This is a genomic window from Aliamphritea ceti (assembly GCF_024347215.1).
GTDB lineage: Bacteria > Pseudomonadota > Gammaproteobacteria > Pseudomonadales > Balneatricaceae > Amphritea > Amphritea ceti.
Genome location: NZ_AP025282.1, coordinates 4,089,810 through 4,105,608 on the forward strand (window position 1 = coordinate 4,089,810; position 15,799 = coordinate 4,105,608).

Consider the following 15,799-nt stretch of genomic DNA (forward strand, 5'->3'; position numbering starts at 1 on the left):
AAAGCCCATGAAACACCTGATGACTAAACTCAGCGGTTTGCTGATCGGAATGCTGCTTATATGTAGCAATGTCTTTGCTGCAGATAACCCGGTTGTCACCATGACTACATCAGAAGGCGTTATTAAGCTGGAGCTATACCCTGAAAAAGCGCCACATACTGTGAAAAACTTCCTTACTTATGTTGAAAATGGTTTTTACCAGGGCACTGTGTTTCACAGAGTAATGGATAACTTCATGATTCAGGGCGGTGGTTTCACCAGCAACATGACGATGAAAGAAACGCTGCCACCAATTGTTAACGAATCAGCAAATGGACTCATTAACAAAAAAGGCAGTATTTCGATGGCCCGCACTCAGATTGAGGACAGCGCTACTGCACAATTTTTTATTAACCTGAAAGATAACCACTTCCTGAACGGCACACCGGGCAAAGCTGGCTATGCAGTTTTTGGTCAGGTAATTGAAGGTATGGATGTCGTTGAAAAAATTGGCAAAACTAAAACAGGAAACCGCGGCAGGTTCCAAAACGTTCCCGTTAACAGTATTACTATTAACAATGTTGAACGCTCCTGATTAGTGGTCTGTTTGTTACACAAAAAAGCCTGCTAAGAATGCAGGCTTTTTTGTTAATGCTTAGTAATTAAAACGCAGCCTTCAGCGTATTAAAGCAACATAAGTACCTGTTAACGTCAGTGCAGGGCTTTCTCCCTGCTGCATAATAACAACGTTAAGTGTCACCCGGCTTCGCCCTTTTTCTTGCAAATAATGAATGAAGCCTGGCCATTCCGACTTCGGAAGCTCTGCCTGTGCCGCGAAATCTCCGGTGACAGGCGCCAGATACTTCAGCTGGCTATCCCGAATCATTACATCGCAGTCCAGCCCTACAGATCTCAGCTTCAGTGTGACCAACGCCCAGCCGCATAAAGTTGCCAGGGTCGCCAAAGAACCACCAAATCCCGTGCCTTTATCATTTACGTTCGGCGCCAACTCAGCTGCCATCACTAAAGTATTATCAGCAAAGTGTAATGGCTTCATCCCCATATGGTTTAGCAGGGGAATCTGTTCCTGTAACCAGGGTAAAAATTTTTCCGGATCAGTGTCTAGATAGCTATTCAGAAGTGAATCTGACATATACGTCTACTTAAGCTGGCCAGCTGCTAACATATTCGCTGCTATCCAGCAGTGGCGCACTACGGACTTTACTCGGAGTACCAAGATATACATAGCCAATAATTTCTTCGTTAGATTTCAGTCCCAAACCTTCCTTCACGACAGGATCATATGCCACACCGCCAGTACGCCACATAGCGCCGACACCCTGTGCATTAGCAGCTAAAAGCATATTTTGTACCGCACAGCCCGCAGCAATTAACTGCTCACTGGCGGGAACCTTCGGATGCTCAGTAACAGACGCTATTGCAACAACGATAGTTGGCGCGCGAAATGTCATTTTACGATTGCGGGTTAATACATCCTCACTTACTTCAGGGTTCGCCTGCAAAGCCGCCCGGGCATACAGCTCACCTAGGTCCTGACGCGCATCCCCTTCAATTACAAGAAAACGCCATGGACGCAACGCCGCATGATCAGGTGCACGCATTGCAGCGGCAAACATGTTTTCCAGCTGAGAGGCATCCGGGCCGGGTTCCTGTAACAAAGGCTGAGAAAAACGCTGCTGCAAATTGGTTAACGCATCCATAGAAGATCCTTATAAAAAGAAATACGGGAAACGCAGCAACCTGCGCCTCCAAAACAAGCGGTTACTGGCGGCTGAGCCGAAGGTTTTCAGGCGTGACTGCCTGACTGCTCCGATAGGGATTAATATCTAACCCACCGCGACGCAAATATCGGGCGTAAACAGTCAGATTCTGCGGCTGACACTGTTGCCAGATATCCATAAAAATTGACTCTACGCACTGCTCATGAAAATCGCCATGCTCACGGTAAGAGACCAGATATTTAAGAAATCCTTCACGACAAATTGGAGCACCAGTGTACTCAATAACAATACTTGCCCAGTCAGGCTGACCGGTTACAGGACAGTTTGACTTAAGTAAATGGCTATACAGACTCTCAGTGACTACATCGTCAGTATCGCCTTCACGCAGCACCAGACAATCCGCATTGGGCTCGTAATCTGTAATATCTACATCAAGCTCATCAATACACTCCCCCCTAAACTGACTCACCTGGCCGGCGCCATCTAATGCCAGCAACTTAACGTCAACCTCAGCACCAGCCGCTTCTGAAAGATCAGCCTGCATGCGTTGCAGCACATCAGCCTCAGCAGCAAAAGCAGTCAGGTTAAAAGAGTTCAGATACAACTTGAATGACTTGGATTCAATAATATGCGTGGAATCAGCCGGTATACGAAACTCTGCCAGCCGTACCACAGGTTTACCTTTCTGGTTCAGCCAGGAAACTTCATATGCGTTCCAGATATCTACTCCGCTAAAAGGCAAAGTCTTCTGTTCAACACCCCGGGCCTGCCAGTTCAGATTTCGCTGAATCGGATACAATAATCCAGAGTCGTACTGGTTAACATACTGTGTATCAGCACCTAAAGGCGCGTGATGTAAACTTTCTTCAATTTCTTTCATATCATCTCAACCAGCCATACTCAGTGACGAATTCCACGCCCTGAACTAAGCAAATGTAACGAATAGCCAAACAATACCAGAATAAAACCAATAATCATGCTGTAGGCAAAAACCACATCAATATCACTTACACCCAAAATGCCGTACCTGAAGGTATTCACCATATACAGAATCGGGTTCAACTGAGATACCCCCTGCCAAAAATCAGGTAGCAGGCTTATCGAATAGAATACGCCCCCCAGATACGTCAGCGGTGTAAGTACGAATGTCGGAATAATAGACACATCATCAAAACTGTTGGCAAATACAGCATTAATAAAACCGCCCAGGGAAAACAGAATCGCCGTCAGCAATACCACCGATACCATGACCCAAAGATTATGAATCTGCAGATCTGTGAAAAACATAGACAGACAGGTAACAATAAAGCCAACCCCCAGCCCCCGGACCGAACCACCGACAACATAACCACTGAGAATTACCCAGTTTGGTACCGGCGAAACCAGCAACTCTTCAATATGTCGCTGAAATTTGGTGCTATAAAACGACGACACAACATTGCTGTAGGAATTAGTGATAACCGACATCATGATCAGACCCGGAACGATATACTCCATGTAATCGAAACCACCCATTTCACCGATTCGTGAACCTATAAGGTTGCCGAAAATAATGAAATATAAAGTCATCGTAATTGCCGGCGGAAGCAAGGTTTGCCCCCATATCCGTGTAAACCGGCGAATCTCACGACTTACGATCGTCATGAATGCGACCCAAAGCTCTTTATTACTCATCTGGTTTCCCGTATCACTTTGCAGAACCGCAAAGGCAGTACATTATTTAAGATTCTTATCGACTAAGGATACAAACAGCTCTTCCAGGCGATTACTTTTGTTTCGCATACTGGTCACTTCAATCCCCTGCTCCGCTAACTGACTGAAAATGGGGTTCATAGCTTTATTCTTTTCCACCTCCACCAGCAGGCTCAAATCACTTTCCAGGCTAACGTTATAGCCCTCTAAACGGGGTGCTTGCTGTAAAGCTGGCGCTACGTCCATCACAAATGACTCGGTATTCAGCTGTGCTAACAAAGCACGCATAGTCGTATTCTGAATAATCTCACCGTGATCAATAATCGCAATGTTACGGCACAAATGCTCGGCCTCTTCCAAATAATGAGTTGTCAGAATAATGCTCGTACCTTCAGCATTAATTTCCTGCAAAAACTCCCACATGGAACGGCGCAATTCGATATCCACACCCGCTGTCGGTTCATCCAGAATCAACAAGCGTGGCTCATGCACCAGTGCACGGGCAATCATCAGACGTCGCTTCATACCACCTGAGAGCATCCGGGAAATATCATTACGCTTTTCCCACAGTCCCAGTTTTTCTAAATAGTGATCCGCTCTTTCAGACGCTTCTTTTGCCGCAATACCGTAATAACCTGCTTGAGTGGTAACAATGTCTTTTACCTTCTCAAACATATTGAAGTTAAATTCCTGAGGTACTACCCCCAGTTCACGCTTTGCCGCTGCCGGATCTTTATCCAGATCATGGCCAAACACTGATACCTGACCAGAGGTTTTATTAACCAGAGAAGAGACGATTCCCAGGGTCGTTGATTTACCTGCGCCATTAGGCCCAAGCAAAGCAAAAAAATCCCCCTGCTGTACCTCGAACGAAATCCCTTTTAAAGCTTCAAAGCCATTGCCATAAACTTTACGAAGATCCTGTATGGTTAATGCACTGGTCATGCGATTTCCTGTTAGCTAAAGAAGCGCTGAATACGCTCCGGCAAGAACATCATAAGTGGGGATAAGTCATGCAAATTTCAAGCAGGCTTCAGCTAATAGCTATACTCTTGTGAGATCATAATGAAGCTGTTAAATTTGCCGCGACTTCCAATTGCTGCTTATCAGCATATATAAACACTGAGATTCTCATGACACCACGTGAAGAAATAGCCGAAGCATTCCGCGCCTTAGAAAGCACCCTTGAAAAAGGCCTTCAGGCGACAGGCAGTGAAGATGCCATTATTGCTATGCAGCATCGCTTTGAAAACATCTACGAAGCCATTAATGCGAATGAAGATTATGTTTACCTGGCACAGGAAACTATCGCTCACTTTTTTGTCATGCACCCTAACCTGACCCATGTAATTCCCCGGGAACTTCTCTGGCGTCTGGGCGGCTCATGCCTGCACTTTCTAACAGACGACGAAATTGCTGAATTTACCCGCCAGGAAGAACAGCTACACTGAGCTTTTGTATGACGTGCTTTAAGCAATCGCTTAAGCCAAAAATGTAAGTCTGTCTCTTAAACCCTGAGAGTGTTTTGCTCAAGCCAAGAGTTAGCTTTCTGCCGGTAATCTGATGCCTGAATTATCAGGTATCTGATTACGAGCATCGACAAACGCATATAACGCCTCTGCAGTCAGCGGCTTACTGTAAAAATATCCCTGCACATAATGGCACTCCAGTGCAGTTATAAAATCCAGTTGTTGCTGGGTTTCTACACCTTCTGCGATGATCTCTAACTGTAATGACTGACACATAGCTACTGTTGCCATGATAATCGACTCATCACTTTGATCCTCACCAATATCCTGAATAAAACTGCGATCAATTTTTAACTTCTCTATCGGTAAACGCTTCAGATAGCTCAAGGATGAATAACCTGTACCGAAGTCATCCATCGCCAGAGAAATACCCAGGTCCCGAAGATATGTCAGCTTACCTATGGATACTTCAGGCTGCCGTATAATAAAACTTTCAGTTACTTCCAACGTCAGATATTCAGGATTTAAGTCTGCATCCTTCAACGCACGCTCAATTGTTGGAATAAGTTGTTCATGAGCAATCTGCTGGCCAGCCAGATTTACTGCCATCCGCATTATAGGGAAGCCCTTTTTCAACCAACTGCTCATCTGCTGGCAAGCTTCCCGTAATACCCACTCTCCCAGTGGAATAATCAAATCCAGCTCTTCTGCTAAAGAGATAAAACGGTCCGGACCCAACAAACCGGCTTCCGGGTGCTGCCAGCGAACCAAAGCCTCAACCCCGACAACCATATCGGTACGGACATCAATCTGAGGCTGATAATGCAGTACCAATTGGTCACTCTGGATTGCTTTACGCAAATCAGCACCTAAAGCGAAACGTTCGAAGCGTTGGTTATCTTTTTCAAAATCGTAAATGAAATACCCATTCCTACCTGCATCTTTCGCCTGAAACATTGCAACATCCGCATGCTTAATGAGGCTGCTGCCATCGTTACCGTGATCAGGAAAAGCACTTATACCGATACTGACCGTCACAACCACTTCATATTTTTCAATTAAAAATGGTTGCTGAAATGCCTGTAAGATTTTATTGGCGACAAGCTGAACACCCTCCATATCCCTTGCACTGCTCAGTAAAACGGTAAATTCATCGCCCCCCAAACGGGCCAGCAAATCAGTCTGACGGATACAATCATTAATACGTTGCGTAGCAATCAGCAGTAATTGATCACCGACTGTATGCCCAAGCGAATCATTTACTTCTTTAAAGCGGTCCAGATCGATAAACAAAACAGCAACACTGCCAGAGGATATCCGTGCTTTTTCAATAGCGTTGTTCAGACAGCTCATAAAAAACTGCCGGTTTGGCCTTTCCGTCAAAGGATCATGATTAGCTAACCAATGCAGCCGCCGCTCAGCCCGCTTCCGGTCACTGATATCCATACCGATAGACAGAATCATCGGAGCGCCCTGCTCTTGCCTTAACTTAGCGTGTAGCCATGAAATATCATGCTGATTGCCTGCCGCATCCAAAAGAACATTATCGGTACGCACCTGGTTCTCCAGACCTGACATAAGGCGTTCTAACTGAGAGACATACTCCTGGCTTTCATTATCCTTCTGCAGTAAATCAAAAAAGCTCAGCTGACTTTGCTGGTTTTGCTTTAAACCCAATAACTGCATACCGAAATGATTCAGAGTATGCAGCTCACCCTGCTTATTCTGAGTCAGAATCAACATAGGTGCACTTTCCAGCAAACTCATCAGGAAATCCCGTTCCTTACCCAATTCAAACCGGCTTTTCTCAAGACTTTCAGTTCGCTGATTGACGACTGTTTCCAGCCGTTCTAATTGCCCTGTCAGATCAAGCGTACTATGTAATACGATATCCCGCTCATCATAACCAAACCAACGCCCCGGCTGATTAAACTTCAACAACTCGGTACGCATCTGTTTATATTCACTCTGGCTAAGCAGCGGCAAGTGCTGAGCTAATGCAACCAGGAATGCCAGTGGACGTCTTAAGGTCATCGCCATCAAAACACTGGCAACAAAAATACCCAGCAGACCTGTTAGCAGATAATTAAATAAGGTGGTTTCAATGGTTTTAACGTCAGCTGAAATGTCATCCAGGACCAACCAATATGCAGTTCCGGCTGCAACCCCTGGCAGAGGTTCGAAAAGCACTTCATAGTCCCGGTCCTGATAACTGATCCGATACACACTACCCTCAGCATGGAATTCTTTCTGATTGCTCAGGAACTCCAGTATTGGCTGATTACGCTGCCTGTTTGTCAGCGAACTAATGAGCAATCCCCAATCATGCAACTCACCGGCCTGCTCTGGCGCGCCCAGCGCTAAACCAATATCCAGTAAGGTCTGTTGCTTGATGTTATAAATGACATCATAAAGAAAACTGCTTACCATCATCACACCCACCTGATGATCATCCAGCAGTAGCGGCAATAATACATAACGCACACATACAGAATTACATACCAGCTGTCTGACCGGGCGCTCTGTTGTAATAACCTGTTGTATATAGCTCTCAGGAACTGAGACTTTATCTCCCCAGAAACTGATCAACTCTTCACGCTGATCGTACAGGTAGATGGAATTTACCGAGCCACTTAGTTGTAAGGCATTAAACCGCCGCTCAATTGAGGTGCGAAACCCAGCCAGAGCATCATCTTGCTCTGCATTCAAACTACGGGCATCGATAGAGATGAGTTCAGCCGTTTCCAGAAGCCTTTCATAAGAGACATCCAGCGAGCCATTTAAACGCCCGACTTCTGCACGGTTAACATGCTCCCTTTGCCGGCTAAACTGTTGCTCTAACTGATACATCGAAAATAACGCGAATGCTCCCTGTACAGTAATCAGCACCAGCACCAAAATAAAAAATATTCGCCACTTTAAACTGATAAACCGAGCCGCTTCCACCATCCTACAGCCTCATCCTTAAAACCGATAAGTCACTTGCAGAGCGAATAAATTCCAGTACCGCTCCAGTTTTGAATTATCCGGATTATCCTGCTCTGGCAGCCAGCCAGTGCCATCAACATAATGATACTCAGCCCTAACTAACCAGGCAGGATCAGGGCGCCAACCAACGCCAAGTGTCAGATCTTTAGCAAAAAAATTATGTTCAGCCCGGCGAAAAGCAGCACTGTTAGCGGCTCCATTTCGATCGGACTTATCCAGATAAAGTACATCATACCGGGCTATCAAATCCCAGTTCACGGCAAAACGATATTGTGCCTGCAGATAGTAAGACTCTGACTCTGTTCTGGGCCGTTGACTAAACACTCCGCCCAGCTCACCCCAGTCAATTTCTTGCCGCATATATTCTGATGTAAATGTCCACTTTTCCGTATTGTACTGACCAGAAAGAACGGTCACATTTACCTTCAGATCTCCTGCGTTAAATTCCTTGAGATCAGTCGGAAAACTATTACCACTTAGCGGCTCATAACCAAGCTTAAACTCAGCCAGAGTTATACCTGCCCGGAAGCGATTTCCTTCAGAATTATAAATGCTGCGGAACATCATTCCTTCAGAGTCAGCAAAGCGACCACTGGCATCAAACGTCAGATATGCATATTCAACATTTTCATCTTTACGAGGCATCCCGTAGACCAGATCAAAGTCCAACCTCCCACTTCCAAGACTCGTACCTGCGTAAACTCCCACCCCATCAACGGACAGCTCCAAATCTCTCGCCTGATCAAAATACAGCGACTGCGGCAACATAATAGAAGGCCGGGTAAATGCCACATCTCGGGTATCATTATAAAAACCAAAAGGTATTTTCAAACGCCCTGCTCTAAGGCCGTATTGCGCTACTGCTGTATCTTCAATCCGGTAATCCATTAGCGCATAATCAATCTGTGGTGAGCCATCATCAACGGCCCCCGCCCGACGTGACATAAATTGCCCCGCCAAGTGTAGCTGAGGCAGTACCCTATAACGGGTATTAACAGCTATCTCTCTGAAATCCAGGCTGCCATCAGAGCTATTACCATAAATATTATTCTTATCGGTATAGAAAAAACCTTGTGTCAGAAAACCGTTTACACTTAGCTCCTGTGCCGACACGCCTGACGCCAGTAAAAACATGCCACTCAGCAAGACACCACAATCTTTAATACTCATAAACGACCCTCACGTTCTCCGTTCCAGTCAGGTCTTGCTCTATATAACCTATAGCACCTTTACCGGTAGAAATTTTCTCCAGCATTTCTTCTGTAGAAAGCACCTGATACGGCGCATCTCCAGAGCCGGTAAAAACCGCCCGGTCCCAGACATTACGTAATTGATAAGGGAAAACACCCAGATAGCGCTTAGTAAAATTCAGATGCGCCGGATCATCATCGGCAAAAACATAGACTTCAACCGGCGAACCATCCTGCCAATAACTGAGGCGCATTGAAAAAACAGATAACAGAGACTGACGGCTAACACCATCGAGATTAACATCAGAACTGACAATAACAGCGCCTGCCTGAGCATTCAGGGCACTGAAGCACAATATGAATAACAGTGTTGATCTCCGTATCACCGCTAACATTGCGTTACCTGTCAGATTATCGTTGTTTCAGTATAAGTAAGGGGCAGTAACCTGAACATAATCCACAGACAGGAAACATCCCAAAACGGAAACATAAAGAATATGCTGATAATATTTTGTTTTTAATAGAAAAACTGGAAGTAATATAACACGAAGAGAAAAACTTGAAAGTGGCGTCCCATAGGGGGTTCGAACCCCTGTTACCGCCGTGAAAGGGCGGTGTCCTAGGCCACTAGACGAATGGGACGCATTTTACAGCCACACTGTAAATTGGAGCGGAATATCGGGCTCGAACCGACGACCTGAACCTTGGCAAGGTTCCGCTCTACCAACTGAGCTAATTCCGCCAAACCGGTGAAAATGGCGTCCCATAGGGGGTTCGAACCCCTGTTACCGCCGTGAAAGGGCGGTGTCCTAGACCACTAGACGAATGGGACACAACAGCTACATAAGTTATTCGAAGACCTAAGTAACTTCCTCACCAGAGGAGGCGCGTATATTAATGAGTCGCACCGACCTCGTCAAGCCGCAAATTAAGATTTTATGAAAGTTTTTACAAACCCGCGAAAACAGGTAAATACCTTCTCTTAAAGCACAGACAACTGGCACTGAAAAAACCTGCATTGCATGAATGAACAACGCAAAGAATATTTCAGTAGAAACGAATAAGAAAACAAAAAGAATGAAAATAAGAAATATAGAGTGGCAGGAATTGGAGCGGAATATCGGGCTCGAACCGACGACCTGAACCTTGGCAAGGTTCCGCTCTACCAACTGAGCTAATTCCGCGTCCTGCCAGAACGTACCCAATATTAAACCAGGCAGTGTCTGAAAAAATGGCGTCCCATAGGGGGTTCGAACCCCTGTTACCGCCGTGAAAGGGCGGTGTCCTAGACCACTAGACGAATGGGACGCTGCGGTCTTCGTTAAAAGACGGTGCGTATACTATAAATCTGACTCCCCGAGGTCAAGTACCTATCGAGGTTTTATTTCAAAAAGATAGGTTTATGCTCAATTCCGGTCGATCTGCACCAATAATCATATTGATATTCCATGTTTCAACTTTCAACAGGCCTTTTATCATCATCTGCAAACGTTTAAAGACATTGACAAAGAGCACTCAAAAAACCCTGAATGTCACTAATAAATAAGGGGAAAACATCCCAAATTCACCACAAAGATACTTGCACTCTGGGCTAGCATTAGGTCTTATTGTTAGGAATACCGTTTAAATATTTACAACATAAAAAATTCCAATGCTGAGGAGGCCAAATTTAATGCTAAGCGTATGTAAAATACCCCGCTGTATATATCGCCTTCCGGCAGTACTCACATTTCTGGCCTTACTGTTAATGAATGCAACAGTAACTCAGGAAAGTCAGGCAAGTCAGGCAAGTCAGGCAAGTCAGGCAACTGATGAACAGATATATAAAGTATTTATTCTGCACAGCTATGAACTTGATCATGTTTGCGGTCAGCCGCAAAGCGCCGGCGTCATCGAAGCGTTAAACAATTCTGGTTTCAGCGGTCAAAAACTCAGTATCGAAGCTTATGCTATGGATACTAAACGCACCAACACCACCGCAGAAAGCATTACAGAGCAGGCAAAGATTGCACTCGAAGCAATTAATGAATTTCAACCTGACGTGTTAGTTACCCTTGATGATAATGCCTTCTATTCTGTGGTGAATTCACTTGATAACCCTAAATTTCCAGTTGTATTTTCCGGTCTGAATAACCTACCTGAAGCTGATGGGCAGACGCATTGGTTAAATAATCGCAAGCAGCCTGGCGGAAACGTCACTGGCGTATACGAAAAAATCCACTTTGTGACCGCTGTCCAGGTGCAACGCAACATTAATACCAACCTGCGTAAAATGCTGATTCTTTCCGACAACTCCCCCACCGGTAAGGCACTGATAAAACAAATACGTGAAGAACTGAAGCAAAACCCACTGGATATCGAGTTCGAATATAAAATCACCGATAGCTGGGAAGAGTATCAGCAGTTTATTACTGCTGCTAACGCCTCAGATATCAACTCCCTATACCCTGTTGCCCTGCGGCTAATCGACAAGCAAGGCAAAACATATACGGGGAATGAAATTTTGCAATGGACCGCAAAACACAGTCGTAAACCGGCCATACCACTTAACTTTTCCTTTGTTCAGTTAGGCTTGTTTGGCGGTGCCGGTGTTGACTTTCATGCGATGGGATACCAGGCCGGATTAAAAGCTGCTGCCATCTTACAAGGCGAAAGTGCCGGTAACATCCCTATTGACGACGCCAAGCGCTACGCGCTGGTTTTTAATCTGCCCCGCGCCAGAAACCTCGGTATAGAGATCCCGCAGGATATCTTACTGGCGGCAGATATTGTCTACACAGAATAATTGCAATTAAGGTGAATCGATGGGCTATCGATCCAAACAATACAGCCTGAAAAAAATAATCTTGCTGACAATAGCAGGGCTAAGCACTTGTTCTACATTGCTAACGGCCCTGCTTTTACATTACAACTATGACGGCAAGCTGCTGCAGGAATTTCAAAGTAAAATTTCTACAGAAAGTCATAACGTCAGCCTGGGCCTGAGTAATAAACTCAACCAGGTAACTCACCAGCTAAAAGAAATCAGCCTGGATAATTCCATCCGGGTGACACTTATGCTGGAAGTTGACACACAACTCGAAGAACGTCTCGAAGCCTATCAGGGCTATCCGGAGAACACGGAGTTTTTCCTCTGGAATAACAAATCTAAAAGCATTGCCGCAGCAACGGACCCAGAACTTATCCCATTTGCCCAGGCCCTCATTAACGGAGAAGTCGGCGAAGGTCAGGCTAACCGCGGCGAAGCCGGGAAATTCCTGATTGGCTACATCCAGCCAATTAAACGTAAAGGCGAAATGCTTGGTAAAGGTGTCGCCATTTACACCTTTTCAGACGAGAGCATTAATACTCAACAATTTATGGCGGCCCCCGGCACAGCAGTACTGATTTCTGGTAAAGAAGATGATTTTTTCCTAAATTCAGGTGAGCCTGCGGTATTAGCACTACAGGAAAACAGTGCACCGGTAAGAAGCTATGATGCCTATCACAACACACCTACCGAACAGCTGACGCACGTCCAGCTCAACCGACAGGAAGGCATCTTATTACGCCTACCCAGCTTTAGTAATCTCTATTACTTTGCACCTAAACAAGAACTGCAACAGGCACAGATGGAAAGTACATTTATTTCCGTCGCGACAGGCCTGTTCTTTATTTGTCTGAGCATAATATTTGCGTTCTGGCTAACCCGCCGTATTGTACTGCCACTGCAAACCATTTCTGACATGGCTAAATCTCTGTCTGAAGGCAAAGCAGATACGCTTATACCTCACTCATCTCTGACTGAGCTCCACCAATTCACCCGCTCACTGGTGGAAATCATGTCAAACCTTAAACAGGCGGAAAACAAACTACGGATCAATGAACAACGTTTCCGCCAGCTGTTTGAGTCCACTGATGGCATTGCTGTTCAGGGCTACGACTCTGAACGTAAAGTTATTTTCTGGAACTCTGCCAGTGAAGAGCTATATGGTTACTCAGCACAAGAAGCAATTGGCCAGCAATTCGAGGACCTACTTTTACAATCCGGACGCACTAACCCATTACTCAAGAAACTGATAGCGCTTCAGGAAAAAGGTGAATCACTCCCCTCCGGCGAACAGCGACTACATCATAAAAATGGCGAACAAATACCCGTATTCTCCAGTCAGATGCTGCAATACAACGTCGCGGGTGAACCTGAACTATTCCGTATTGATATTGATATTCGCCAGCGCATTATTCTCGAACAAACCCTGATGAAAACCAGGGACTGCCTGAGCGCCCTGATGGATAATATCGACTCCATCGTTTTTGTTGCCGACCTCGACACCCAGGCGATCATCTTTATAAACCAGTACGGCATTGAAGTACTGGGAGACGTAATCGGTGATTGCCAGGGTAACCCTTTACAGACTCAGATTACGGCACCCTTTGCCTGTCGCAGCACCCTACTTGACGCAGACAGCACACCTAACGGTATCCATGTATGGGAGCAATATGTCAGTGATACCGGATGCTGGTATGAATGCCGTGACCAGGCAATCCAGTGGCTGGACGGACATTTGGTACGAATGCAGGTTGCCACAGATATTACCGCCCGAAAAACAGCCGAACACAAACTACTGCTGTCAGATGCGGTTTTCAACACCACCAGTGAAGGCATCATGGTACTTGATTCCGAATTCCGGATTCAGACCGTCAACCCAGCCTTCAGTCATATAACAGGTTTCAGTGATACAGAAGCCAGGGGTATGGCATCACCACTTCTGAAAGCGCCTGAATTGCACCTTGGCGAGCAAGATAAAGCTATCCATAAGGCGATGTCAGGCATCGGACGCTGGGAAGGTGAAGTCTGGAACCAGCGCAAGAACGGCGAGAGCTATCCTGAATGGGTATCTATAAACCGCGCTAAAGACGCACGTGACAGCAACGATTTTTACGTTGTACTGTTCCAGGATATAACCAAACGTAAAGAAGCTGACGAGAAGATCCTCTATCAGGCTAACTTTGACGCTCTGACGGGCCTGCCGAACAGAAACCTGTTTGCTCAGCGCTTACGTCAGGCAACACAGGACGCAGCTGATAATCATAACGATGTAGCACTGCTGTTTATCGGGCTGGGCCGCTTTAAACGCGTCAATGACAGCCTGGGTCACAACTATGGCGACATGCTTCTTATAGAGGCAGCACAGCGCCTGCGGGCAGCAGTTAAAAGTAATGATACGGTCGGCCGCCTTGGCGGCGATGAGTTCAGCATTATCCTTTCTGATCTGCGTAACCCGGATAAAGTACAGGATATTGTCGAAAAAATTCTCGACAGCATTACCCGCCCTTACATGCTCGAAGACAAAAAAGCATACGTTGCAGCAAGTATCGGTATTACCCTGCACTCCAGCGACGGCACTGATATCAATACGCTGATGAAAAATGCCGACACAGCGATGTCCATAGCCAAACGACAAGATAATACTTATCGCTTCTTCACACAGGATATGGATACTGAAGCACGCCTGCGTCACGACCTGGAAATCGAGCTTCGCAGCGCGCTTAATACCCAACAGTTTGTACTTTACTATCAGCCAATATACGATCCATTCAGCGGTATTCAGCTAAGTACAGAAGCACTTGTACGCTGGATTCATCCGGAAAAAGGCCTGATCCCACCAGATCACTTCATCCCATTGGCTGAAGAAACCCAGCTGATCGTTCCGCTGGGGGCACAGATCTTGTTCCAGGCATGCCAGGACGCAGCCAACTGGCCTGAAAACGAAGGCATTCAGCCAAGTGTCGCGGTAAATATTTCCAGCCAGCAACTTTATCGAAGCGACATTATTCAGACGGTGAAATATGCACTGGAAGTGAGCGGACTTCCTGCTAACCGACTGGATCTGGAAATTACTGAGAGCGTTCTGTTATCCGATGACAGCGCAGTAATGGACACCTTACTGGCAATTCGTGATCTGGGTGTTGGCATTTCCATTGATGACTTCGGCACCGGATACTCTTCCCTGAGTTATCTGAAGAAATTCCCGGTAACTAAGCTAAAGATCGACCGCTCCTTTATCGCCGACATTACCGCAGACACCGATGACAGAACCCTGGTACAGGCAATTCTGGCAATGGCTAAGGGGATGGGGCTGACTGTTGTAGCTGAAGGCGTGGAAGATGCTGAGCAACTTGAATTCCTCCGGGAGCACCGCTGTGATCTGGTACAGGGCTATTTCTTCAGCCGACCAATCCCTAACGAAGAACTGCATGAGTTGCTCGACCTGTCTTTTGAGATTAGCGATATCGAGGATACTGAAAAATAAATGCAAATTAATCTCAAAAACAGTTGATAATAGTTATCATTAAGATAGTATAAATCCCGCTCGTAAGTGATCAGCAATCCTCTCACCTCACCGGGAATTTGCTGCGGGAAAGTGCCTGATTTGGCCAGGCACTTTCTCAACCACACACTTACCAGCAGCGGCAGACATCCTGGCAGGTGTTACCGTTAGCTACAGGCTCTTGTCATAAGTATTTTTTAACCGGATGCGTGCATCCGGTTTTTTTTCGCCTGCAATATTTACAGGTATGTCCGCCTGACTCAGGTCAATCTCAAAAAACCACTCAAATAAAAATAATTATCATTAATAGTTGATAATCATTATCATTAATGTATTATTGATCTGGCTCGTAAGTGACCAGCAAAACCTCTCACCTCACCGAGAACTTGCTGAGAGAAAGATCCGATTTGGCCGGATATTTCTCACCA

General features: G+C 45.8%; 12 protein-coding genes and 5 tRNA genes. 4 read left to right on the top strand and 13 right to left on the bottom strand.

What is annotated here, in order from left to right:
- Positions 1-7 precede the first annotated feature (7 nt).
- Entirely contained in the window at positions 8-574 is a 567-nt protein-coding gene (locus OCU49_RS18750; protein WP_261842080.1) for a peptidylprolyl isomerase, read from the top strand.
- Between the two features lie 81 nt (positions 575-655).
- Here the strand turns inward: OCU49_RS18750 and OCU49_RS18755 are convergent, their stop codons facing one another.
- From OCU49_RS18755 to OCU49_RS18775, 5 genes are all read right to left on the bottom strand, one after another.
- Complete coding sequence (locus tag OCU49_RS18755; RefSeq protein ID WP_261842081.1) at positions 656-1,132, bottom strand: YiiD C-terminal domain-containing protein; 477 nt, start codon at positions 1,130-1,132, stop codon at positions 656-658.
- A 10-nt stretch (positions 1,133-1,142) separates the two neighbouring features.
- Positions 1,143-1,700 (bottom strand): nitroreductase family protein, encoded by a 558-nt coding sequence (locus OCU49_RS18760; protein ID WP_261842082.1) that lies wholly within the window; start codon positions 1,698-1,700, stop codon positions 1,143-1,145.
- A gap of 61 nt (positions 1,701-1,761) precedes the next feature.
- Positions 1,762-2,601 carry an NADPH-dependent 7-cyano-7-deazaguanine reductase QueF gene (gene queF / locus OCU49_RS18765; protein WP_261842083.1) on the bottom strand — a complete coding sequence of 280 codons (840 nt, stop codon included), beginning with the start codon at positions 2,599-2,601 and terminating at the stop codon, positions 1,762-1,764.
- A 20-nt stretch (positions 2,602-2,621) separates the two neighbouring features.
- A complete protein-coding gene (locus tag OCU49_RS18770) occupies positions 2,622-3,395 on the bottom strand; it encodes an ABC transporter permease (protein WP_261842084.1) in 774 nt (257 codons plus the stop codon).
- 42 nt (positions 3,396-3,437) lie between these two features.
- The gene (locus OCU49_RS18775) at positions 3,438-4,358 is read right to left on the bottom strand and encodes an ABC transporter ATP-binding protein (protein WP_261842085.1); all 921 of its coding nucleotides are present in this window, start codon (positions 4,356-4,358) and stop codon (positions 3,438-3,440) included.
- 188 nt (positions 4,359-4,546) lie between these two features.
- Between OCU49_RS18775 and OCU49_RS18780 the strand changes: the two genes are divergently transcribed.
- A complete protein-coding gene (locus tag OCU49_RS18780) occupies positions 4,547-4,864 on the top strand; it encodes a PA2817 family protein (RefSeq protein WP_261842086.1) in 318 nt (105 codons plus the stop codon).
- A 90-nt stretch (positions 4,865-4,954) separates the two neighbouring features.
- Here the strand turns inward: OCU49_RS18780 and OCU49_RS18785 are convergent, their stop codons facing one another.
- From OCU49_RS18785 to OCU49_RS18820, 8 genes are all read right to left on the bottom strand, one after another.
- A complete protein-coding gene (locus tag OCU49_RS18785) occupies positions 4,955-7,831 on the bottom strand; it encodes a bifunctional diguanylate cyclase/phosphodiesterase (RefSeq protein ID WP_261842087.1) in 2,877 nt (958 codons plus the stop codon).
- Between the two features lie 15 nt (positions 7,832-7,846).
- Positions 7,847-9,040 (bottom strand): porin family protein, encoded by a 1,194-nt coding sequence (locus tag OCU49_RS18790; RefSeq protein ID WP_261842088.1) that lies wholly within the window; start codon positions 9,038-9,040, stop codon positions 7,847-7,849.
- Positions 9,030-9,455: a hypothetical protein gene (locus OCU49_RS18795; RefSeq protein WP_261842089.1), complete on the bottom strand. Its 426-nt coding sequence runs from the start codon at positions 9,453-9,455 to the stop codon at positions 9,030-9,032. The genes OCU49_RS18790 and OCU49_RS18795 overlap by 11 nt, the downstream gene beginning before the upstream one ends.
- Before the next feature lie 171 nt (positions 9,456-9,626).
- A tRNA-Glu gene (locus OCU49_RS18800) sits at positions 9,627-9,702 on the bottom strand.
- A gap of 24 nt (positions 9,703-9,726) precedes the next feature.
- Positions 9,727-9,802 (bottom strand) — tRNA-Gly (locus OCU49_RS18805).
- 14 nt (positions 9,803-9,816) lie between these two features.
- A tRNA-Glu gene (locus OCU49_RS18810) sits at positions 9,817-9,892 on the bottom strand.
- 276 nt (positions 9,893-10,168) lie between these two features.
- Positions 10,169-10,244: transfer RNA gene (locus OCU49_RS18815), tRNA-Gly, on the bottom strand.
- Positions 10,245-10,292: 48 nt separating this feature from the next.
- Positions 10,293-10,368 (bottom strand) — tRNA-Glu (locus OCU49_RS18820).
- A gap of 439 nt (positions 10,369-10,807) precedes the next feature.
- Here OCU49_RS18820 and OCU49_RS18825 point away from each other — a divergent pair.
- On the top strand, positions 10,808-11,845 hold the full coding sequence (locus OCU49_RS18825; RefSeq protein ID WP_261842090.1) for an ABC transporter substrate-binding protein: 1,038 nt from the start codon (positions 10,808-10,810) through the stop codon (positions 11,843-11,845).
- Positions 11,846-11,864: 19 nt separating this feature from the next.
- Complete coding sequence (locus OCU49_RS18830) at positions 11,865-15,353, top strand: bifunctional diguanylate cyclase/phosphodiesterase (RefSeq protein ID WP_261842091.1); 3,489 nt, start codon at positions 11,865-11,867, stop codon at positions 15,351-15,353.
- Positions 15,354-15,799: the final 446 nt, after the last annotated feature.